This is a genomic window from Sporosarcina sp. P29 (genome assembly GCF_002743265.1).
Taxonomy (GTDB): Bacteria; Bacillota; Bacilli; order Bacillales_A; family Planococcaceae; genus Sporosarcina.
Genome location: NZ_PDYX01000002.1, coordinates 293006 through 316125, shown reverse-complemented (window position 1 = coordinate 316125; position 23120 = coordinate 293006). Strand labels below are relative to the sequence as shown.

The window sequence follows — 23120 nt, the reverse complement described above, 5'->3', positions numbered from 1 at the left end:
TGAGGTGAGCAAAGACAAGTGGAATGAAGACGATATTGAAAAACGTTTACGTGACATGCCGGTCGTTAAAGATCAGCGTACCAAAGACGAAATTTTGCAACGGTTAAAAGAAGATTCGAGACTTTCTGAATCGAAAGAGCCTATAAAAAAGCCTTCCAAGTCAAAATGGCCACCAATCATTGCAGCTGTTGCTGCCATTGTATTGCTCACCATCATCGTGCCGACATTCATTCAGCAAAATAATGAAGTATCGATGGATAAAGCAACGACAGACGAAACAGCTGATACTATCGAGATGGAGAATAGTGAAGAAATGCAGTCGAATGACGCGAGTGATGCAGCCGTGTTTACAAGGCAAGTTTCAGCTCCGCTTTCGTACGCTGTCTATCCTGCCGACGTCCTGGATCACACAGCGTTTCATATTGGCCTGGCTACCGATCAGGCAACCATTGTTCCTATAACATTCCTAATACCGAATGAACGTCTTCCTGAAGGCTTAGGGGCATCGCCGGATACAGTTGCACTGTATAATGAGTATGCAAATACAATAGATGAAGAAGCACTTGGATTTATAGAGTACCATCCGTATAAAGCGATGATCTCCTCAAACGGTAAGCAAGTTCAAATGAAGTTTGCTGCAAACCATAACTATGATACGTCGAGTGCGACACTTGAGATGTTGAATTTATCTGTACAAGATACATTTCAAGGATACGATGAAATAAAGTTTTTGCAAGAAGATGCATCTACAATAACGTTTGAACAAGTAGGTCAAGTGGATGAACCGATTGCCTTGTCAGGAGCGGTTTCACATCAAGCCTACTATCGATTTTTAAAATCAGATGGAGAAGCAGTACTCTCCACTAATTTCGGCAAGACCTCTGAAACGGTAGAGCAAGCTTTGCGTGACATGAAGAAGACACCAAATGATATCTATTCGACTTTGGTCCCTAAAGGAATAGACTTCACAGTCAAAGAAGTTAAAGGTATTGTTAACGTAAAATTTACTGATGTGCTTGATTTAGATAAAATGGAATCAGAAGAAGCAATGCAACTACTAGACGGAATCTTGCTGACGGCGGCAAGTTTCGATAAACAGGTAGAATTTGATCAAATCGCGCAGGAACAATGGAATCATTTTGACTTCACTCAACCATTGGAAAAGCCGATTGGTTCAAATCCAAAGTATTTAATTAACGAATAATTCTGTTTTGTAAACTCGTGAAGTTTACAAAACAGTTTTTTTACGCTATAATAGGTTCATAATTAAATATTGATTCATCTTCGGGGCAGGGTGTAATTCCCGACCGGCGGAAATGAAGTAGAATTCTACTTTTAGCCCGCGAGCTTAACAGCTGATTCTGGTGAGATTCCGGAGCCGACAGTATAGTCTGGATGGGAGAAGGTGAAGGTGCAGCCATCTTTTTGTGTACGCAAAAGTGGTGCTTGTTTCCTGACGGATAAGTTTGTTAATTATCTGTTCTTAACAGTGCATTTAACTCTCCCTAAAGCATTTATGCTTTAGGGATTTTTAGCGGAACAACAGATGAGCCAGCCTTTCCTCTTTTGAAGTGAATCGCAAAAGGAGAGAGGAACAAGTGAATAACAAGAAGTTACGTAAGCTAATTTTGGTGGCGATTTTGGGAAGTATTTCAACTGTGCTAATGCAGTTCAACTTTCCGATCCCGGCAATGCCTGGATTTTTAAAGATCGATTTTAGTGAGATTCCTGCTGTTATGGCAATCATGACGATGGGACCTGTTGCAGGTATAGGCGTAGAGATATTGAAGAACGTCATGCACTGGTTCTTATCAGGAAGCCCGACAGGAGTACCGGTAGGAGAAGTTGCAAACTTTGTGACAGGTGTATTATTCATTATGCCAATCTACTGGATTTTCACGAAGTATCGTTCAGCTAAAGGTCTTGCATCAGGTTTGATCGCGGGTACGGTAGCAATGGCAGTAGGTATGAGCGTATTAAATTACTTAGTGTTCTTGCCAATGTACACATATTTCCTAGGTATGCCAGCAGTTACAGGCGACTCGCTGTATCAGATGATTATATTAGGAATCTTACCGTTCAACTTGGTCAAGGGTGTAATGCTATTAGCCATCACGTTGATGTTATATAGAAGCATGGAGAAGTGGATTCTTCAGCAACAAAAGAAATTATCGTTTTAAACAAATACACGCCAGGCTCCCTGAATAATAGGAAGCCTGGCGTTTTTTATTGTCGTTTAATTATTGAAGTTCAAATGCATATCGGGTTTAAAATTGAATGCCACTCTATTTTTAATCCACTATACTAATTAAAGCCCATTTTCGTCGCAGGGATTGGAACGGCAATTCCCTTCCCAACAGCCTTCAGCCTAACTTCTGAGGCCGATGAATAAAAAACAACACATCCAATAGTTGGAAGTGTTGTTGGGATTGAATCAATCTTCATATTTTAATGGATCGCCTTCGAAGGCCTCATCCGCAATTTTAATTGAATCGGTAGGGCAGCCATCATATGCATCCTCGAGATCCTCCATCAGTTCTTCTGGAACTTCAGTGTTTCCCGTGTTATCATCTAAAATAACAAATGCAATTCCCTCATCGTCATAATCATAGATATCCGGTGCAGCAGCCCCACAGGCCCCGCAGGCTATACACGTATCCTGATCGACAATCGTATACTTTTTGCTAGACATTTGTCTTTCTCCCTTCTTCCATTCACTCAACCTATTTTGTATCTACTCTATTCTAAAGCTGTTTTCATCACTTTTCAACAAAAAAACGTTATTTCTTCAGGGGGGAGCTCAAATGAGTTTTGATTCCATCTTATTAACGATCTTCCAACGCCTCCATGGTGAGCGTTCAGCGCAGGGTGTTTATCATATACTTCGTGGAAAAAAATCGGGACAGACGTTACAAGACGTTGAATATTATCAAGTTAAATCATACTATGCATTGTTGCCACATTTGACGGCAAGCGAATTTCAGCAAGCTCTAGAGAGAATGCAAGCGGACGATCTGATCTATATAAATGAACTCGTCTATGTGACGGCAAAAGGTCAGATGGCGACGGGTAGTGAGATGTGGCGATTTAATGGCTGGAATTACCGTGGACTCGAAAGAGAGTTCGCTAGACGGTTGGCATTGTTAGTGCAGACCTTGTCTAATTTACGCAGTGGTGAAACGATGTTTATGCCGATCCAGAAGGAGTTGCCTACCCAGCAATTTATCAAAGGGTTCTTACGTAATCAATCAAGTAGCATGATCAGTCTATCCACGTCATTGCGAAAAGAATTGGAATATGTGTTTACTCATTCTTCATTATCGGATTTACAATGTACGATCGTGAGCGGTCGATTGACGGGATACAAGCTTACTGGATCAACTTGGGAGCAGATGGCGGATCGTCTCAACATGTCGGTCAAAACTATACAGCTGTATTATTTAGAAGCGTTACATATGTTGCTCGATTACTTACAACATCATCCCAACTTGCCATTGCTGTCAGAATTAGCGATAGGTTGCAGAGTTGACACGTATTTGACACAATCTGCGGAACGGACACAGAAACTATTCGAGCGGGGCTATTCGGTAGAGCAAATTGCATCTTTACGAAATTTGAAATTAAGTACAATAGAAGATCATTTTATTGAGATGGCAGCGAATATGGAGAGTTTTCCATATAAAGAATTTATAACGGAAGAACAAAGGGATACAGTTTGGCGTCATGTTGAACAGTTGCAGACTAAACGATTGCGTCTATTGAAACAACAGTGCCCTGAATTATCGTATTTTCAACTGCGATTGATCATCATCATTGGAAGGAGGGAGAGCTGATGGAACTTCAGGAAGTATTGTATCAAAAGTTTGGTTATGAATCATTTCGACCTGGACAACAGGAAGTCATTACTGAGTTACTGGCTGGGCGGGATGCTGTAGCAATTTTTCCGACGGGTATGGGGAAATCACTTTGCTATCAATTACCCGCATACATTCTCGATGGTGCAGTGGTCATCATCTCTCCTCTCGTTGCATTAATGGAAGATCAAGTAGCCAATCTACGAAAACATAAAGAAAAGCGTGTTGTCGCAATCAATTCATTTTTATCTAGGCAAGAAAAAGAATTGGCGCTTTCTACTTTAGCGCAGTATAAATTCATCTTCCTATCGCCTGAAATGATGATGCAACCATCTGTCCGACAACTTGTTCAACAATTACATATTGCTTTTTTTGTAGTAGATGAAGCCCATTGTATTTCAGAGTGGGGCTTTGATTTCAGGCCCGACTATTTACGATTAAAAGAACTGTTTTCAGATATAGAAAGAGCACCGGTATTGGCATTAACTGCTACTGCTAATGACAAAGTAGTGGAAGACATTATTACTTACTTACACATGAGAAATCCTCACATCGAACGACAGCCGATGGATCGTCCTGCTATATCCTATAGCGTTATGCATCTGAATAATGAATTAGCAAAAACTGAGTGGATTATAAAAAGGCTTGCGACGACAATTGGTCCTGGTGTTATTTATGTGGCGTCGCGGAAACGTGCGGATGAACTCTCGGCAATAATCCGAGAAAGGGGAATCCCGACAGCTAGCTATCACGGTGGTAAGGAACAGGATGAACGATCCATTATTCAACAACAATTTGTACAAGGTGAACTTGAGTGGATTTGTGCTACCAATGCATTTGGCATGGGAATTCATAAAGATGATATTCGACAAATTATTCATGAGCATCTACCAGCTACCCCAAGCGCGTATATTCAGGAAGTAGGACGTGCAGGACGTGACGGAGAAAAAGCTGCGGCCACTCTTTTGTATAGTGAACGGGATATTCAGAAAGTGAAATTTATAGTCTATGAAGATCTACCAGATGAACAACAAATCCTTTATTATCATTCTTTACTACAGTCACGTACTCCGTGTCAATTGGCTGCAGAACAAGCAGGACTATCAGAAGTAGCTAGTCGTTTACTTGATTATTATTTGGAGCAGTATGATGTAGAAAATGTCGTTAGGCAAATTCAACAAATCTATCAAGTCAAAGAAAAACAAATTGCGGAAATGGAGAGCTATGTAAAAAGTGACAGTTGTTTACGGGAAAAGCTAGTACAGTTTTTTGGTGAAAACACTTTACCAGCAGAAACGGATTGCTGTTCAAACTGTCAGAATCTTGATGAAGACTGGCTGATTAAGTCTGAAATTTCAACTGAACGAGAAGTTGAAGCGTTACAATGGCGTGATCGACTGCTCCAGTTATTAGGTTGAAGCAGACAGTCTGTATTTACTTTTTAGACAAAATTCGGCATAATAGAGATAGATGAGTTTGTGAACGGACGTACTTTTCACGGATGAATATAGGAATTGCATCATATAATAGCAACAGACATTATGCGGTGTGAAGGAGAAATTAGACATGTTAAACAATCAGTATAAAGTGGATTTTGAACAGCAGCGAAAAGAGGTTAAAGAAAAAGTGCCTTTCGATAAACTTCCTTCCCGTGCAGAAGTACATGGAAAGAAGAAAGAGGAGAAATATGGTCGTGTGAAAGTCATCAATATTTTTCTGGCGATTTTTACTTTAATCCCTATTATTATATTACTCTATGTATTATCGGATCTTTATTCCCCTGATGTTCCCGATCAAGTCCCTGTTGAAAAAGTCGAGTTGTCGGTCGGCTTTTATCCGGCCATGACAGATTACATGCATGCTGTTTCCTAAGCGCAATACAATGGTTTGGGGTTTTATCGGAATCTTGCTATACTACTAATGAAAATTACTACTACAAAAGCAAAGTAGACGCTTTGCTTTTTTTTATGGGAGTTGACTAATGAAAAAGGTTCGAATAGCAGGATTATCAGTTTTTTTATCAGCAATGACTATGCTGACGTATATGTATGCCTTAGCTCATCGGAATCGTGTGCTTACCCATACGTTACATATTAACTCCACTCCTACTAATAAATTGAACGTATTCTTTATTTCAGATATCCACAGACGCAGAATTCCTCAGCGACTGATAGATGATTTGCGTACGTGTTCTATTGATGCAGTGATCGTAGGTGGAGATGTGGCGGAAGGCGGTGTGCCAATCGAGCGAATTGAACGCAACATGCGCTTACTTGCTTCGATAGGACCGGTTTTTTATATTTTCGGCAATAATGATCAAGAAGTAGGGACAGAAAATATACTACGTGTGATGAAACGAGTGAATGGCAAAGTGCTGGTCAATAGTACAGCATCGATACCGAACCATCCAAGTTTCGGTATATGTGGATTGCAAGATCCGAATAATGGAAAAGTAAAGATTGATCAGGCCGTGGATTCTGCAAAAGGATATGAACATTTGATTCTCGCTGTTCATAATCCTTCTTATTTCCGAAAGTTTGAAGAGAAGTTGCGACCGGAATTATCTCTTGGCGGTCATACACATGGTGGCCAAATTAGATTGGGGCGTTGGGGTATGCAAGACCTTGGGCGTTTCGAGACGACAGAAAACAGTGCGAAATTAATCAGTAATGGATATGGAACGACGATGGTGCCGTTGCGTTTCGGTGCGAAACCCGAATGTCATGTAGTGGAAGTTCATTACTAGAACGCAAGAAATTAGGAGAGTAGATGTCATGAATTCTGTAGATGCAGTAATTGTCGGTGGCGGTCCGTGTGGCTTGTCAGCAGCGATTGAATTGCAAAACATCGGTTTGTCGGTGGTGGTAATCGAAAAAGGGAATATCGTGCATTCGATATATAATTATCCGACTCACCAAACATTTTTTAGTTCAAGTATGAAATTATCGATAGGCAAGACGCCATTTATTACAGCGATAGATAAGCCGAAGCGTAATGATGCCCTGGTCTATTATAGGACGGTTGCACAAATCGAAAACTTGCGGATCAATAGCCATGAGCGAGTAGAAGATATAGACAAACAACCCGATCGTTTTATCGTGAAAACAGATAAGGCGATGTATGACGCGAGGTATGTCGTAGTGGCAACAGGTTATTACGATCAACCCAATCGCTTGAATGTTGAAGGAGAAAATTTACCTACTGTCTATCATTACTTTAAAGAAGCGCATCCCTACTTCAATAAAAAGGTAACCGTGATTGGTGGGAAGAACTCTGCTGTTGACGCGGCACTGGAATTACAACGTGCAGGCGCGCATGTAACTGTCGTCTATCGAAATGAAACGTATTCGAAAAGTGTAAAGCCATGGATACTGCCGGGCTTTGACAGTTTAGTGCGTAACGGTCAAATCGATATGCATTTTAACGCGTGTGTAACGAAAATCACTGAAAAAACTGTCACCGTCAATCAGCAAGGAACTATATTTGATCTCGAAAGTGACTATGTTTTCGCGATGATCGGTTATCATCCGGATCATGCATTTTTACGTAAAATAGGTATCAAAGTAGATGAACAATCTGGAAGACCTATTTTCAATGAAGATACAATGGAAACGAACGTCGATAATTTATTCATCGCGGGTGTCATTGCGGCAGGAAATAATGCCAATGAAATTTTCATCGAAAATGGTCGGTTCCATGGTGGAATGATTGCGCAATGTATTGCACAAAATAAGTGAATGGATCAGTCGCTTGCCTTACAGGTCAAGCGGCTTTTTTCATTTATGATGTGATATACTACCGACATGAGGAGGCGCCTATGTTTATTTTACTGACAGTCGCAATAGCGCCGGCGCTGGCACTTTTCAGTTATTTGTATTTACGTAAACAAATTGCTAAGGAGCCATCCAAGACGCTATTCCATGCATTCATTTACGGTGCAATCATGACATTTCCTATTTTGTTTATTCAGCATGTATTTGAAGAAGAGCATGTATTTAACAATGAATTTTTCCGTAATGTATTATTTACGAGCAGTTTAGAAGAATTTTTTAAATGGATTATTATTTTTATTCTCGTGTATAAAACAATTGAATTTGAAGATGCCTATGATGGGATTTTATACGGGGCGAGTGTTTCGCTTGGATTCGCTACAGTAGAAAATATTTTATATTTATTATCCTTTGGTTTAGACACAGCTTTTATTCGTGCATTACTCCCTGTCTCAAGCCACGCGTTATTTGGTGTCGTCATGGGGTATTATTTTGGAAAAGCAAAGTTTTCTGCTGTATCAGAAAAAGCAAAATGGATAACTATTGCATTTTTGGCTCCATTCTTGCTCCATGTCTTCTACAATGCGATTTTATTTACTTATGATTATTGGTTATATTTAATGATCCCTTTTATGCTATTCCTTTGGTGGTTTGGCTTGACGCGAGTGAAGTATGCGCACACATTTGCAATGCAGCAATTCAGAAAAAGAAATCAATCAAACTTTTAGAAATCCGTCTGAGTAAATCAGACGGATTTTTCGCCTTATAAAATACTGAATATTGGATAACCTACAAGGAAGCACAATTTTTTGGAGGTGGATGTCTATGAAGCGAATTACAAAACGCTTCCTATTTTTATTACTGGCAGGCATCATGATGTTTTCTTTCTTTGTAAGTCATAGTGAAGCATTCAGTGGACGTGACTTGGCAAAAGGTGCAAAAGGAGATGATGTCATTGAGTTACAAGCGAGGCTTCAATATATCGGTTTCTATCATGGAGAGATTGATGGTAATTTCGGATTTGGGACTTACTGGGCATTACGCAATTTCCAGGAACAATACGGCTTGCCGCTTGACGGAATTGCGGGTAAAGGGACTCAGAAGAAGTTGCAAGGAATTTCTGATTACGATGAAAAGTATGTAAAGGGACAGATTGCTAAGGGTAACCAATTTACCTATTATGGTGGTCAGTCGCTGGAGTCGCAGGTGAAAAAAGGGAGTGCGCCACATAAGCAGTCGCAAACCCAAATGCAAGCACCGCCTAAATATACCGACCAGGATATAAATTTATTGGCCAATGCAGTATATGGTGAATCTCGCGGGGAGCCATACGAAGGACAAGTGGCGGTGGCGGCAGTTATTTTAAATCGTGTCGAACATGCAGATTTTCCTGATTCTATTGGTGGCGTTATCTTTCAACCAGGGGCGTTTACTGCAGTTGCGGATGGGCAGATTTGGCTGACACCGAATGAGCGCGCGAAAGAAGCAGTCATTGATGCAATTAACGGCTGGGATCCTTCAGAAAATGCAATATACTATTTCAATCCAATCACAGCGACTAGTAAATGGATTTGGTCAAGACCGCAAATTAAGAAAATCGGTTTACACATCTTTTGTGACTAATAGAAAGGAGGACCTAGCTACTTATGAAACGAATGATTTTCATTTTGACCTATTCATTTATTGTATTGGGGATATATACGTTTGGAACAGTGCGTGAAAATGAAGAATTATCGATTGCATTGAATGGGCAATATTCGAAAAGTATGACGGATGCCTCGCAAAAACTTGGTGAGTTAGAAGACGCCGTAAACAAGTCGTTGCTTTTTGAAGATCAAAAAAGTTCTGCAAAGGAAAGGGAAGATATTTGGCGTTTGTCTTCAGACATTAAATCATCAATTTCCTCCCTTCCCGTGGATGAAAGTTTTTCTACTTCCTGGATGAATTACTTAGGACGGTTAGGTAATTTCGCAAAGGAATCCACAGAGAAAGGTGATCCTGACGAATATTATGGCGTGATGCAACGTGCATCAGTTAATCTGAATGACCTGACGAGTGAATGGCAGTTGGCAACGAAAGATATGTTTTCAAGAAGAATGTCGATGAGCAACTGGGAAAAAAAGTTGCGTGACTCACCCGATGGTAAGGCAAACTGGTCTAAAATGGGGGAATCTGTCATGCAATATACAGAAGCGGTATTCCCTTTAACAGCAAGCGAGTCTGATGCCAAGAAGAAAAAAGAGTTGCGAGATATTAAAGAAAAGAAAATTAGCGAGGACGAAGCGATTCAGAAATTCAAGAAGCTTCTGCCGGCTGTGTCGAATGATATCATTGCAGCAGAAAGAAGTAGAAAAGGCGCTCCCTATCCATTTTATCATATCCGTTTCGCGGAAAATTCTTCAATTGGCTATATTGATATAACTGAAAAAGGTGGACATGTTCTGTCGTATCTCGTGGAGCGTCGTATGGGTAAGCCCACAGTATCCTATGAAGAACTAGAGAAACTGGCTGATGAGTTTTTACGAAAGGCGGATTATACGGATCTAGTTTTGGAAGAGGCAAGAGAGAATGATACCGCATGGCATTTTGTTTATGTGCGAGTGCATCCTGAAAATGATGCCAAAGTATTCTCTGACCCGATTCATATCAAGTTAGCGAAAGACAACGGTGAAGTGATCGGTCTGAATGCGTCGGAGTACATTCGAAAAGAGCAACCGAAATCACAACCTATTCGTACAGCGGAGTGGCACACATTCTTTAGACCGGATGTTACAGTAATGGCTCAGGAACTTGCCTACGTAGAAAATAGTCAAATGGACCAACGCCTTGCGCATTATTTAACAGTCGTTTCCGGAAAAGACAACTTGGAGACATATAAGATTCTTGTTGACACAGAGACATTAGAAGTCATAACGACCGAAAAACAATAAAAAAAGATTGGAAAAATTTACTCCACATGACATAATGTAAGCATAGGACGAATGGCAGGTGGAGAAATGAGACTAAGTATCGGGACGGTATTAACATTAGAGAAAGATTATACCGAGGAATCGGAGAAATTTAAATGTCGTGTAGTGGATATTGAAGGTGAAGAGCACTTCATGATGGATTACCCTATCAACATGATGACGGGTAAAACAGCATTCTTCATAGATGGTACGCAGCTTCTCATTACATTCGTTGACCAGTATAAGATGTCGTATGCATTTCGTACTGAGGTGCATAGCCGAGTCAACCAAACGATACCCATGCTCAAACTGAAGTATCCTGGTGATCAGCAATTGATTAAAATCCAAAGAAGAGAATTCGTTCGTGTCGATACATCATTGGATGTGGCGTTACAGGCAGATTCCTCATTGTTGCAATTGGTGTCAATGGATATCAGTGCTGGAGGATTAGCAGTCAATATGAAAGACCATGATTATTTCTCGCAAAATACAGAAGTGAAATTATTGATCGTATTGTATTTCTCGAAAACTGAAATCAAATATGTTTCATGTAAAGCGAGAGTAGTTAGAAACTGGGAGAGTGAGAAGCGCAGCCTGAGCTCTTTCACGTTTAATGAAATAGACGACAAAGATCGACAACACATTATTCGCTATTGCTTTGAACGTCAGTTAGAATTACGAAATAGCTAAAGGAAAAGTCTGTCGAGAGCAGACTTTTCCTTTTTGCTTATGGTACAATAAAGGCGTAAATGGAGGGGTTTTCATCATGACAGGTGGAATGAGAATCGCAATTGACGGACCTGCAGCGGCAGGTAAAAGTACAATTGCTAAATTAGTAGCTAAAAAATTAGGATACACGTATATCGATACGGGAGCCATGTATCGTGCCATTACTTACAAAGTACTTCAAAGCTCCACTGATCCACGTAATGAAGAAGAAATAACCAGACTGATTGCACAAACGGATATTGAATTGCAACCGGATGAAGAAGTGCAAAAAGTTTTGCTGGACGGTATCGAGGTAACTGATGCGATACGTTCGCACGAAGTGACGACGAATGTTTCAGCGATCGCGGCTTTGACATCTGTCCGTGAACTGTTAGTCGCTAAACAGCAAAATTTGGCAGCAGCATCATCCGTTGTAATGGATGGCAGGGACATTGGTACTGCTGTTTTGCCCGACGCTGAACTAAAAATCTTCATGACAGCTTCTGTAGAAGAGCGTGCAGAGCGCCGTTTATTAGAAGAACAAAAGCGCGGAATGAAGTCTGATTATGAAACATTGAAAAGAGAAATTAGTGAGAGAGATCAAGCAGACAGCGAACGTAAAATCTCGCCTTTAAAAAAAGCAGAAGATGCGATTATAATTGATACATCAGGGAAAACAATAGAAGAAGTGACGAATAGGATTATCGAATATGCCGAAAAGAGGTTAGCTCAATGAATTTATATCCACTTGGCAAATTTTTGATTAGTACTGTTTGTTTTCCACTCTATCGAATTAAGGTAATTGGCAAAGAAAACTTTCCTAAACAAGGTGGCGTGCTTTTATGTACAAATCATATAGATAATTTAGATCCGCCTATAGTCGGTATTACATGCCCGAGAACGGTTCATTTTATGGCCAAAGAAGAACTATTTGAAAAGCCAATTCTTAAAACGTTGTTACCGAAAGTGCAGTCATATCCTGTAAAACGCGGCATGAGTGACCGGGAAGCATTCCGTAAAACCATTAAACTATTACGCGAAGACAAAGTCGTTGGCCTTTTCCCTGAAGGAACTAGAAGCAAAACGGGAGAGATTGGAAAAGGTTTGGCAGGCGCAGGATTCTTTGCGTTAAAAGGTGGCGATGCAAAAGTTGTCCCTTGTGCAATCATTGGACCGTATAAAGCCTTTTCTCAATTGAAAGTAGTTTATGGTGAAGCTATGGATATGACAACTTACCGTGAAAGAAAAGCATCTGCAGAAGAGGTAACAGAGGCAATTATGGCAGAGATATCCAAGTTGATTGAACAGTACAAATAAAAGAATAAGTGCAATTTTTTGTTTTTAAGTCTCAATTCGCATAATATAGAGATAGGATCATTATGGAGGAGGACTACATATGACTGAAGAGATGAATATGGATGAAGTTAAAGAATACGGTGAAGGTGCACACGTAACAGGTGTAGTGACAAAGGTTGAAGAGAAATCGGTGACGGTTGAAATCGCTGGCGCTCCTTTTGACGGCGTGATTCCGATCAGTGAACTTTCTAGCTTGCATATTGAAAAAGCAGCAGATGCAGTCTCAGTCGGTGACGAATTAGAATTGGCGATTACGAAAGTGGAAGATGAGACCTACGTCTTGTCCAAGCGCCAAGTAGATGCAGAAAATGCGTGGGATTCACTAGAAGAGAAATTTGAAAACGGTGAAATCATCGAAACAGAAGTAAAGGACGTAGTAAAGGGTGGACTGGTAGTCGACCTTGGCGTACGTGGATTTATTCCAGCTTCTTTAGTAGAAGATCACTTCGTTGAATCATTTGATGATTATAAAGGACGTACGATGACATTCAAAATCGTTGAAATGGATAAAGAAAAGAACCGGTTAATTTTGTCTCACCGTGCAGTTGTTCAAGCGCAGAATGAGAAGAAAAAAGAAGCCGCACTTTCTGAAATTCAAGAAGGTGACATTCTAGATGGTACCGTACAACGCATCGCCTCTTTTGGTGCATTCGTTGATATCGGTGGCGTAGATGGTTTGGTACACATCTCACAAATTTCATACGGACATATCGAAAGCGTGTCGGACGTGTTGAAAGAAGGAGACGAAATTCAAGTCAAAGTATTGTCTGTTGACCGTGATGCAGAACGCGTATCTCTATCCATTAAAGATACATTGCCCGGACCATGGGAAAATATCGAAGAAAAAGCTGAAGTCGGCTCTGTACTGGAAGGTACGGTGAAACGACTTGTAGCATACGGTGCATTCGTTGAGATCTTGCCTGGCGTGGAAGGACTCGTTCACATTTCACGTATTGCACATGAGCATATCGGTACACCACAAGAAGTACTTGAAGAAGGACAGTCTATACAAGTGAAAGTATTAGACGTGAACCCACAGGAAAAACGTATCTCATTAAGCATTAAAGATCTTATAGAAAAGCCTCAAGAAGCACGTGAAGAAAACTTTAGTTATGAAATGCCTGAAGAAACAACTGGCTTCTCTTTAGCAGATGTCATCGGCGATCAACTAAAGAAATTCCAAAAATAATCTTCAGAATGTGATAAACTAGCCACAAATGATGAATAAGCGTAACTGGAATGATGATGCTTTCATATGCATCATCATTCTTTTTGTGTATAATATTCAAAGATAGGTCGGAAGGGTGTAATGAAAGAACATGAAAAAACCAACAGTAGCAATCGTAGGAAGACCAAACGTCGGTAAGTCGACAATCTTTAACCGGATCGTAGGCGAACGTATTTCGATCGTAGAAGACGTTGCCGGTGTAACGCGAGATCGTATATACAGCGCAGCAGATTGGTTGAATTATGAATTTAACTTAATCGATACAGGTGGCATTGAACTGAGTGATGAGCCATTACTTGATCAAATTCGTATGCAAGCTGAAATCGCCATTGAAGAAGCGGACGTCATCATCTTTTTGACGAATGGTAGAGATGGTGTGACAGATTCAGATGAACAAGTAGCACGCATGTTGTATAAAACGAACAAGCCAGTCGTATTGGCAGTGAATAAAGTAGATAATCCAGAAATGAGAGACATGATCTATGACTTCTACTCACTTGGATTTGGCGAGCCGTATCCACTTTCAGGATCACACGGTCTAGGACTTGGTGATTTATTGGATGCAGTCGCAGAAAGCTTTAAAGATATGAACTTAGAAGAAGAGGAAGACGATTCCATCAAATTCTGTTTAATTGGCCGGCCGAATGTCGGAAAATCGTCACTTGTTAACGCATTACTTGGTGAAGACCGTGTCATCGTCAGTAATATCGCTGGAACGACAACAGATGCGATTGACTCTACAAAAGTAATTGAAGGACAAGAATTTAAAATTATCGATACAGCGGGAATGCGTAAAAAAGGGAAGGTATACGAAAATACAGAGAAATACAGTGTATTACGTGCCTTGAAGGCGATTGATCGCTCTGATGTTGTATTGATTGTCATGAACGCAGAAGAAGGTATTCGTGAGCAGGACAAACGTGTAGCCGGTTTTGCGGAAGAAGCAGGAAAAGGTGTCATGTTTGTTGTGAACAAATGGGATACGCTTGAAAAAGATGATAAGACGATGAATAAATTTATTGATGATATTCGCGATCAGTTTAGATTCCTTGATTATGCACCTATTTTCTTTGTGTCAGCTAAAACGAAACAACGTGTGCATACATTATTCTCTAATATCCAATTGATCAGTGAAAATCATGCGATGCGTATTCAGTCAAGTGTCTTGAATGAGGTAGTAGAAGACGCAGTAGCTAGAAATCCTGCACCTTCAGATAAAGGACGTCGTTTGCGGATTTACTATGCAACACAAGTTGCTGTTAAGCCACCGACATTCGTGGTCTTTGTCAATGAACCGGAACTTATGCACTTTTCTTATGAACGCTTTTTACAGAATAGATTACGTGAAGCTTTTGGGTTTGAAGGTACACCAATTCGCTTAATCACAAGAGCAAGAAGTTAACTACGCAAACAGAAAGGGTGGAGGTAATGGAAAAAGTCTCTATAATCGGGGCAGGCAGTTGGGGTACCGCACTTGCTGTCGTGCTGGCTGAAAATGGACATGACAGCTTAATTTGGACAAGGCGTGCCGAACAAGCGGATGAAATTCATAATCAGCACACGAACAACCGGTATTTGCCAGATGTGAAACTGCCCGATAACCTTAACTCTACTAATGAACTGCACATGGCGGTCCAGCATGCGAAGACGATTATACTGGCCGTACCGACTGTTGCGATGCGTGAGACGTGTCGTCATATACAGGAATTACTAACAGAACCGGTTACATTTGTCCACGTCTCCAAAGGAATTGATCCAGATTCGTTGGAACGGATTTCTGAAATCATAGCAGATGAAATTGATGAAACACTGCGCGAAGCCATTGTAGTGCTGTCTGGACCGAGTCACGCGGAGGAAGTCGTACTTAGACATCCAACAACGGTGGCAGTCGCCTCAAGCAACATGGAAGCGGCAGAACGGATACAAGATTTATTCATGAGCCAGTATTTCCGTGTCTATACGAATAAAGATGTAATCGGCGTGGAGCTGGGCGGGGCATTGAAAAATGTCATTGCTTTAGCTGCTGGAATATCTGATGGACTTGGCTATGGCGATAATGCAAAAGCGGCTCTGATTACTAGAGGACTGGCAGAAATAACGCGACTAGGTGTTAAAATGGGTGCGGATCAACAAACATTTTCCGGATTAACCGGCCTTGGTGATTTGGTTGTTACGTGTACAAGTGTCCACTCGAGAAACTGGCGAGCAGGAAACTTACTTGGTAAAGGCCAATCCTTAGAGAGAGTGACCGAAGAAATGGGCATGGTAATAGAAGGTGTGCGTACAACGAAGGCTTCGTTTCAGTTGGCGCAGCAATTTGATGTCAACATGCCGTTGACAGAAGCCTTATATTCTATACTATTTGGAGGCATTCCACCTAAACAAGCAGTGGATCAATTAATGACCCGCGGTAAGAAGCAAGAAATCGATACATTTTTCGGTATTTAAACAGTAGGAGGGTGACAATTTTGTCCTCGTTAGATAAAATGTGGCTATCATTTTACGCAATGGGATTCATGGTGATTTCAATGGGCTTAATTTATTTGAGCCGTTATAAAATAAAAAACCGTGTACTACAAATCCTATTTGCGATTATTGCCTATACACTATTAATATCATCGTTCTTCGCAATGGTCTATTTGGTATTCAACGGACCGACTGGAGGGGCGTAAATTATGAATAAACGATTACTTATACTTTCGGTCTTACTATGCGGAGTCTTGCTGTCTGCTTGTGGCGGCCGTCCCCCTGAAGAAAAACAAGCAAGTGAAACGCCGTATCCTGAAATGCAAGAGACAATCCAAAAAGCCGTAGAGCGCTACCAAGAACAATCAGGCGGTCTACTACCAATCAAAACACGCGATCAGGAAGTTGATCAATTCATCAAATATCCAATTGAGTTCTCGAAAATCGTTCCGGACTTCACTGAAAAAATACCCTCCAACGCATTCGAAAACGGTGGGATCTTTCAGTATGTTCTTATGGATGTAGAAGAAAATCCTACAGTTAAACTAGTCGACTTACGTACGACTGAAAAACTGCGTGATTTAAATTTGCGCAAATTTATCAATGGAGAACTTCCATTTCTAGATCCGGTTGGCGACAACGTGTATGCAGTAGACTTCAAGAAAATGGGCTTTAAAGAACCACTAACCGTCCAAAGCCCATACTCTGACGCCCACCTGCCCATTGTAGTAGGCGGCGACGGAAACTTCTATGTAGACTACTCCATCGACCTCAACAAAATCTTGATGGAACAAAAGCCTGAAATAGAACCTGGCACAGATATCCGTTACCTACTATACGAAGACTCCCTAGTCCTCCCGGCATACTCCTTGCCGTACACGGTAGACGAAAACAACGAACCTGTGTTTATGAAGAAATAACGGTTTTTAATTTGCAGGTGACCTCATGTATTATCATTTGAACATTACATATTTCAAAAAGTGATACAAACTGTCACCATACTATAACTAGGATTGGTGCGGAAGATGGGACGACTCTGGGAGGGTCAGCCCGACAGGTGAGACCGCTAAAGGAACGTAGTGACTAGCGGGCTCACCGCGGGCCCTCCAGAAAGCGTTCCCATCTGGAGTACCAATCCCGAACCGTTACAAAGTTTATTAACTAAATTAGTACCATTACCCAAAAACGTTTCATGCAATCATGCATGAAACGTTTTTCTATTTCATAAGCTACAATGCGGAGAAAAAGGAGGGCTAATGATGAAAGAAGAACTATACGAAAACTTAGCTAGAAGAACAGACGGCGATATTTATATAGGCGTGGTAGGCCCTGTTCGAGTAGGGAAATCCACTTTTGTCAAACGAGTCATGGAGGAAGTTGTAATTCCCAACATGACGGATGCCAACGATCGGATACGCGCACAAGACGAACTTCCCCAAAGTTCACCAGGTCCCGTAATCATGACTGCAGAACCTAAATTCGTACCTGCCCAAGGCACAAGCGTTTCAATCGGGGATGGCGAACTGGAATTCCAAATTCGCCTAGCAGACTGTGTAGGCTATGTTATAGACGGCGTGAAAGGATATGAGGACGAGGATGGACCGAAGTATGTCCATACACCATGGCACAACGAGCCAATCCCGTTCCAAGAAGCAGCACGCATCGGAACGGACAAAGTCATTCGTGATCACTCCACCATTGGAATTTTGTTGACGACGGACGGCACGGTGAACAATATTTCACGCGCAGCCGCTGAAGTCGCTGAGAAAGAAATTGTTTCGAAACTTCAAGAAATTGGTAAGCCGTTCGTCATTGTATTAAATTCTAAAATGCCTGCTCATGAAAAAGCATTGGAACTAAAACAGCAATTACATGAAAAATACGGTGTTCCCGTAATTGCTATCAGTGCGGATCAACTCAATGCAGCGGAGATCCAGCTCATTCTTAAAGAGGCGCTGTATGAATTCCCTATCACGGATATCGAACTGCAACGTCCGGACTGGATGGAGGAGTTAGGGGACAGCCACAAGCTGAACGCACGTATTGATCAGTTGATTACAGATGGCTTCCTTGGTGTCTCTAAGATTCGTAAAGTTCAGGAGATTGCGGAGTTATTGCAAGAAGAAGAGTTTATTAGACAAGCGGAAGTAGTAGAAGTCGATGCAGGTAAAGGCCGTGCCATCGTGAAGATTGATATGGATGAGCAAGCTTTTGTCAATGTGTGTGAAGAGTTCATGGGAACGGAAATGCGCTCGAAAAAAGATTGGCTTGTTTTTATTCAAGAAGCCGTTAAGGCGAAAAAATCGTATGATATGTACGCAGAAGCAATCGATACTGCGAAAAAATCAGGTTATGGTGTAGCGTTGCCATCGATTGAAGATTTCCAGCCGACTGCTCCTGAATTAATTAAACAAGATACGTTTTATGGAGTGAAAATGAAAGCGAAAGCACCTTCGCTTCATATTATTCGAATCGATATGGAAGCGGAATTTGCTCCCTTAATTGGTTCCGAATTCCACAGTCATCACTTGCTAAAGGAATTGAAAAATGCTTATTTACATGACCGTGAAGCATTATGGGAAACACAATTATTTGGCACGCCACTTCATGAAGTTATGAAAGAAAGTATTCGATATAAGACGGCGGCAGTTCCGGATCGAGCAAGAAAACGCTTGCGTGAAACGATTGAACAGATGGTTAATGATGGAAATAAAGGTATGATTACTTTTATCGTTTAAGGTGTAAAAAGCTGAAAATAACGCAAGAAATATTATTTTAAATGAAGAAAGATCCGTCAAAAACGGGTCTTTTTTCTATGCTTTTCTATGAAAATCGCTTGAAATGCCGTGAATAAAGGAAAAGAGCGATAATATTGTTGCACCGTGGTTTTTCTTATGTTACTCTTTTTACAGTGTTAACAGCAATAGCATCCCCCTTTGAGAGGAGGTGAACGGTGTGAATAAAACAGAATTAATTAACTCTGTGGCAGAAGCGGCAGGTCTAACAAAAAAAGACGCAACTAAAGCTGTTGAAGCTGTATTCGATACAATTCAATCGACTCTTGCTAACGGTGATAAAGTTCAATTGATTGGTTTCGGAAACTTCGAAGTACGCGAACGTGCTGCACGTAAAGGACGTAACCCACAATCAGGTGAAGAAATCGAAATCGCTGCAAGTAAAGTTCCAGCTTTCAAAGCAGGTAAAGCACTTAAAGACGCAGTAAAATAATTTGAGATTTTACATAGGAGTCCGTCCAGCGAATCTGTTCATCAGATGGCCATGGATGGACTCCTTTCCGTTTTTTAATGGTATACATAATGAAATACAAGTAACTATACGGAATGAATGGAATGTGCTAGTATTTTGGGGAAATAGGTTTTGTTCCTACAAGGAGGACATGCTGTTATGAAAGAGCAAGATATAAATAAATTAGAGCAGGCGGTTACGATGATCCTAGAAGCAATCGGTGAAGATCCGACTCGTGAAGGATTGCTTGAGACGCCAAAACGTGTGGCAAAAATGTACCAAGAGGTATTTGAAGGTTTAAACAAAGATCCAAAAGAGTATTTCGATACGGTATTCCATGAGAACCATGATGAAGTCGTATTGGTGAAAGATATTTCATTCTATTCTATGTGTGAGCATCACTTAGTGCCGTTTTTTGGAGTGGCCCATGTAGCATACATTCCACGCAATGGAGTAGTTGCTGGTTTGAGCAAGTTGGCAAGAGCTGTTGAAACAGCAGCGCGTCGTCCACAATTGCAAGAACGCATTACATCCAGTGTGGCAGATGCGATGATGGAAAAGTTGAATCCCCATGGTGTCTATATCATCATCGAAGCTGAACATATGTGTATGACGATGAGAGGCATTAAGAAGCCGGGAGCTAAAACGATCACGACCGTTGCTAGAGGAATCTATGAACATGATGACGTGAAACGTGCTGAAATTTTATCTCTTATTAGAACGAACTAAGGTCTTTGCCGAGCGCTTGCTGTATATGCTATCATTAGGATTATATATAGACTGGAGATGCGAAAATGACACAACCAGATTATCTAATTATCAAAGCGAAAAAAGATGGAGTGAATGTCATTGGTCTCACGAGAGGCAATGACACCAAGTTTCACCATACCGAAAAGCTAGATAGAGGAGAAGTCATGATCGCGCAGTTTACCGAGCATACCTCCGCTATAAAGATTCGGGGAGAAGCTGAAATTCATACAGCTCACGGCGTAATTGAGAGCGAAGAAAAAGAATGACCGTATCCTTACGGGAATGGAGCTTACTGATGGAAACAAAAGGATTCACTGACCAAGTCGACAATTATATACACCATTTGCGACGTGCTATTTATCAGCCAGTGGTCGAACGAGATGCAGGGCATGCTCCGATTGACAGGCGTAAAGCTTCGTTGCTCCTATTGCCTTTGCTTAACGGCGAGCAGTGGACAGATGAGATGCAAACCGCGGCGTTGGCGATTGGTGCCATCCATACGGCTTTTGATGTCCATGATCAAATCGATATCGTTGATGCTTCATCCAAAGAACAGCAATTGATGGTTCTTGCGGGAGATCACTTCAGTGGTATCCACTATAAGCTGTTAGCGTCGATCCCGAACTTCCATCTCATTCGTTCTTTGTCAGTAGCAATCGGCAGGGTCAACGAATGCAAGACGACATTGCTTCAAGCGCCGCCAACTACTCTTGACGAGCGGTTGCAGTTAATCGCTGAAGTGGAAAGTGCATGTATTGTGGAATTCTTCGAGACGTTCGGCTTTAGTCGCTACACACACATCGTAGAGACTATTTTTCCTCTCGTCTGGTTGCTTGACAGCAGATACCAGGATTTGAATCGAATGAAGTTTCCGCATCTAGTGCCGAGTACGAATGATACACAAGATTGGATCAAGCAATTACAGCAACAGCTCAACAACAGATTAGAGAACAGCTTTTATTTACATACTGAAGTCATAGCAGAGTTGCAGAAAATGACGAACCCATAAGAAAGTAAACTGAAGTGAAGAAAGAAGGGACGAACTGTGGCGGTCTCAAAAGAAGAAAAAGTTCATAACGTCTTTGAAAAAATTTCTACAGACTATGATAAAATGAATTCCGTGATCAGTTTCAATCAACATATTAAATGGCGGAACGATATAATGGAACGCATGAATGTACAGTTAGGAGCTAAAGCACTTGACGTTTGTTGTGGTACTGCAGATTGGACAGTCGCATTGGCTCAAGCTACAGGACCTACTGGTGAAGTAGTCGGTTTAGACTTCAGTGCTAACATGCTGGATTCCGGCAGAGAGAAAGTAGCGCCTTACCCGAATCTTACCTTGGTTCAAGGTAACGCCATGTCACTTCCTTTTGCGGACAATACATTTGATTATGTGACGATCGGTTTTGGTCTACGCAATGTTCCTGATTACTTGACTGTATTAAAAGAAATGCGACGCGTATTAAAACCAGGTGGAATGGCAGTATGTTTGGAAACGTCTCAACCTAAAATACCTGTCTATCGTCAAGGGTTTCGCTTCTATTTCAAATATATTATGCCGTTATTCGGTAAGCTTTTTGCAAAAAGTTACAAAGAATACTCTTGGCTTCAAGAATCGGCAAATGATTTCCCAGGTATGAAAGAGCTAGCACAGCTTTTTGTCGATGCTGGATATCAAGAAGTTTCGTATAAGTCTTACAGTGGCGGTGCGGCGGCAGGCCATATCGCTTACAAATAATGAATACACGGGAGAAGGTAATGGGGTTGGAAAAAATTAAGTTGATGTCGCTTTATACGGATTTCCGCAAAGATATGTCCTATATTGAAAAAGAGCTTGAGCGTTCCGTGCAATCCTCTTCTCCCATTGTTCGTCAAGCTTCCTTGCATTTATTGAAAGCTGGTGGAAAAAGGATTCGGCCGATTTTCGTTATAATGGCTGCACAATTCGGAACCTATTCGCTGGAAAATGCTGCGAAGATTGCAGTATCCCTTGAGTTGATTCACATGGCGTCTCTCGTCCATGATGATGTAATTGATGATTCAGATATGCGACGTGGTTTAGAAACCGTCAAAGCGAAGTGGAACAACCGAGTGGCTATGTATGCAGGGGACTTCATCTTTTCAAGAGCGCTAACATCTATCGGTAATATCGAAAAAGCACCTGTACATCAGATTCTTGCTGAAACGATGCTTGAGATATGCAAAGGGGAAATTATTCAAATTGATTTCCAACAACAAACCGATCAAGATCTGCGCGACTATTTGAAACGTATTAAGCGGAAAACCGCTTTATTACTATCCTCCAGTTGTGAACTCGGCGCGCTCAGTGCAGATGCGGACGCTCAGACTGTACGGAAACTAAAGAGATACGGATACTTCACTGGAATGGCATTTCAAATCATCGATGATATTTTAGATATCACTTCAACAGATGCAGAACTTGGTAAACCGGCAGGAAGCGACTTATTAAATGGTCATATTACATTGCCTGTTCTATACATAAAAGATGATGAACAGTTCAAGCCTTATATGGAACGTGCATTTACCGGAGAGATGGAAGAATCGGATAGACAAGCGATGCTTCGTTATATTCGACAAAGTGGTGCGATTGAAAAAGCACAGCATGTAAGTGATTTGTACTTGATCAAAGCACTGAAGGAATTGGAAAGTCTGCCGAATGGCAAGTCAAAGAAAGCTTTGACTCAAATTGCTGATTTTATCGGCCAACGAAAATATTGACGATGTTTGTTAATAGTTGAAAGAAAAAGGCGTCAATGTTACGATTTAAAAG

Annotated in this window: 26 protein-coding genes and 1 riboswitch; of the genes, 25 read left to right on the top strand and 1 reads right to left on the bottom strand. The window is 41.1% G+C overall.

Annotation, left to right across the window (positions count from 1 at the left end; all coding sequences use genetic code 11):
- Positions 1–4 precede the first annotated feature (4 nt).
- Together CSV68_RS03475 and CSV68_RS03470 are read left to right on the top strand one after the other, a co-directional pair.
- Positions 5–1204, top strand: a complete 1200-nt coding sequence (locus tag CSV68_RS03475) for a GerMN domain-containing protein (RefSeq protein WP_099661468.1) — start codon at positions 5–7, stop codon at positions 1202–1204.
- Positions 1205–1276: 72 nt separating this feature from the next.
- A riboswitch (FMN riboswitch) is annotated at positions 1277–1411 on the top strand.
- Positions 1412–1598: 187 nt separating this feature from the next.
- Positions 1599–2180, top strand: a complete 582-nt coding sequence (locus CSV68_RS03470) for an ECF transporter S component (protein ID WP_099633302.1) — start codon at positions 1599–1601, stop codon at positions 2178–2180.
- A 254-nt stretch (positions 2181–2434) separates the two neighbouring features.
- Here CSV68_RS03470 and CSV68_RS03465 read toward each other — a convergent pair whose 3' ends face one another.
- Positions 2435–2692 (bottom strand): ferredoxin, encoded by a 258-nt coding sequence (locus tag CSV68_RS03465; protein ID WP_029053065.1) that lies wholly within the window; start codon positions 2690–2692, stop codon positions 2435–2437.
- Between the two features lie 112 nt (positions 2693–2804).
- Between CSV68_RS03465 and CSV68_RS03460 the strand changes: the two genes are divergently transcribed.
- The 23 genes from CSV68_RS03460 (at position 2805) to CSV68_RS03350 (ending at position 23068) form a co-directional block, all read left to right on the top strand.
- A complete protein-coding gene (locus CSV68_RS03460; RefSeq protein WP_099634657.1) occupies positions 2805–3833 on the top strand; it encodes a YpbB family protein in 1029 nt (342 codons plus the stop codon).
- Entirely contained in the window at positions 3833–5272 is a 1440-nt protein-coding gene (locus CSV68_RS03455) for a RecQ family ATP-dependent DNA helicase (protein ID WP_099661467.1), read from the top strand. Before CSV68_RS03460 ends, CSV68_RS03455 begins: the two co-directional genes overlap by 1 nt.
- 148 nt (positions 5273–5420) lie before the next feature.
- Positions 5421–5726 (top strand): hypothetical protein, encoded by a 306-nt coding sequence (locus CSV68_RS03450; protein WP_099661466.1) that lies wholly within the window; start codon positions 5421–5423, stop codon positions 5724–5726.
- 109 nt (positions 5727–5835) lie between these two features.
- Entirely contained in the window at positions 5836–6600 is a 765-nt protein-coding gene (locus CSV68_RS03445) for a metallophosphoesterase (RefSeq protein ID WP_099661465.1), read from the top strand.
- Between the two features lie 28 nt (positions 6601–6628).
- Positions 6629–7591 carry a YpdA family putative bacillithiol disulfide reductase gene (locus tag CSV68_RS03440; protein ID WP_099634661.1) on the top strand — a complete coding sequence of 321 codons (963 nt, stop codon included), beginning with the start codon at positions 6629–6631 and terminating at the stop codon, positions 7589–7591.
- Positions 7592–7671: 80 nt separating this feature from the next.
- A complete protein-coding gene (gene prsW / locus CSV68_RS03435; protein ID WP_099634662.1) occupies positions 7672–8352 on the top strand; it encodes a glutamic-type intramembrane protease PrsW in 681 nt (226 codons plus the stop codon).
- A 97-nt stretch (positions 8353–8449) separates the two neighbouring features.
- Positions 8450–9247, top strand: coding sequence for a spore cortex-lytic enzyme (gene sleB, locus CSV68_RS03430; protein ID WP_099661464.1), 798 nt, complete (start codon positions 8450–8452; stop codon positions 9245–9247).
- 23 nt (positions 9248–9270) lie between these two features.
- Positions 9271–10554 carry a PepSY1/2 domain-containing protein gene (locus CSV68_RS03425; protein ID WP_099634664.1) on the top strand — a complete coding sequence of 428 codons (1284 nt, stop codon included), beginning with the start codon at positions 9271–9273 and terminating at the stop codon, positions 10552–10554.
- A gap of 66 nt (positions 10555–10620) precedes the next feature.
- Entirely contained in the window at positions 10621–11262 is a 642-nt protein-coding gene (locus CSV68_RS03420) for a flagellar brake protein (RefSeq protein ID WP_158233484.1), read from the top strand.
- A 76-nt stretch (positions 11263–11338) separates the two neighbouring features.
- A complete protein-coding gene (gene cmk / locus CSV68_RS03415) occupies positions 11339–12016 on the top strand; it encodes a (d)CMP kinase (RefSeq protein ID WP_099661462.1) in 678 nt (225 codons plus the stop codon).
- Positions 12013–12597 (top strand): lysophospholipid acyltransferase family protein, encoded by a 585-nt coding sequence (locus CSV68_RS03410; protein ID WP_099634667.1) that lies wholly within the window; start codon positions 12013–12015, stop codon positions 12595–12597. The genes cmk and CSV68_RS03410 overlap by 4 nt, the downstream gene beginning before the upstream one ends.
- Positions 12598–12676: 79 nt before the next feature.
- On the top strand, positions 12677–13825 hold the full coding sequence (gene rpsA, locus CSV68_RS03405) for a 30S ribosomal protein S1 (RefSeq protein WP_099661461.1): 1149 nt from the start codon (positions 12677–12679) through the stop codon (positions 13823–13825).
- A 130-nt stretch (positions 13826–13955) separates the two neighbouring features.
- On the top strand, positions 13956–15266 hold the full coding sequence (gene der, locus CSV68_RS03400) for a ribosome biogenesis GTPase Der (RefSeq protein ID WP_099661460.1): 1311 nt from the start codon (positions 13956–13958) through the stop codon (positions 15264–15266).
- Between the two features lie 26 nt (positions 15267–15292).
- Positions 15293–16312, top strand: a complete 1020-nt coding sequence (locus CSV68_RS03395) for an NAD(P)H-dependent glycerol-3-phosphate dehydrogenase (RefSeq protein ID WP_099634670.1) — start codon at positions 15293–15295, stop codon at positions 16310–16312.
- Between the two features lie 20 nt (positions 16313–16332).
- The gene (locus CSV68_RS03390) at positions 16333–16536 is read left to right on the top strand and encodes a DUF2768 domain-containing protein (protein ID WP_099634671.1); all 204 of its coding nucleotides are present in this window, start codon (positions 16333–16335) and stop codon (positions 16534–16536) included.
- Positions 16537–16539: 3 nt separating this feature from the next.
- On the top strand, positions 16540–17250 hold the full coding sequence (locus tag CSV68_RS03385) for an LptM family lipoprotein (RefSeq protein ID WP_099634672.1): 711 nt from the start codon (positions 16540–16542) through the stop codon (positions 17248–17250).
- Positions 17251–17589: 339 nt separating this feature from the next.
- Positions 17590–19068, top strand: coding sequence for a stage IV sporulation protein A (gene spoIVA, locus CSV68_RS03380; RefSeq protein WP_099634673.1), 1479 nt, complete (start codon positions 17590–17592; stop codon positions 19066–19068).
- 217 nt (positions 19069–19285) lie between these two features.
- Complete coding sequence (locus CSV68_RS03375; protein ID WP_037561579.1) at positions 19286–19558, top strand: HU family DNA-binding protein; 273 nt, start codon at positions 19286–19288, stop codon at positions 19556–19558.
- Positions 19559–19735: 177 nt separating this feature from the next.
- A complete protein-coding gene (gene folE / locus CSV68_RS03370; RefSeq protein ID WP_099634674.1) occupies positions 19736–20305 on the top strand; it encodes a GTP cyclohydrolase I FolE in 570 nt (189 codons plus the stop codon).
- Positions 20306–20370: 65 nt separating this feature from the next.
- Entirely contained in the window at positions 20371–20592 is a 222-nt protein-coding gene (mtrB, locus tag CSV68_RS03365; protein ID WP_099634675.1) for a trp RNA-binding attenuation protein MtrB, read from the top strand.
- Between the two features lie 29 nt (positions 20593–20621).
- Positions 20622–21335: a heptaprenyl diphosphate synthase component 1 gene (locus CSV68_RS03360; RefSeq protein WP_158233037.1), complete on the top strand. Its 714-nt coding sequence runs from the start codon at positions 20622–20624 to the stop codon at positions 21333–21335.
- A gap of 36 nt (positions 21336–21371) precedes the next feature.
- Positions 21372–22067, top strand: coding sequence for a demethylmenaquinone methyltransferase (locus tag CSV68_RS03355; RefSeq protein WP_099634677.1), 696 nt, complete (start codon positions 21372–21374; stop codon positions 22065–22067).
- A gap of 26 nt (positions 22068–22093) precedes the next feature.
- Positions 22094–23068, top strand: coding sequence for a polyprenyl synthetase family protein (locus CSV68_RS03350; protein ID WP_099634727.1), 975 nt, complete (start codon positions 22094–22096; stop codon positions 23066–23068).
- The last annotated feature ends 52 nt before the right edge of the window (positions 23069–23120 follow it).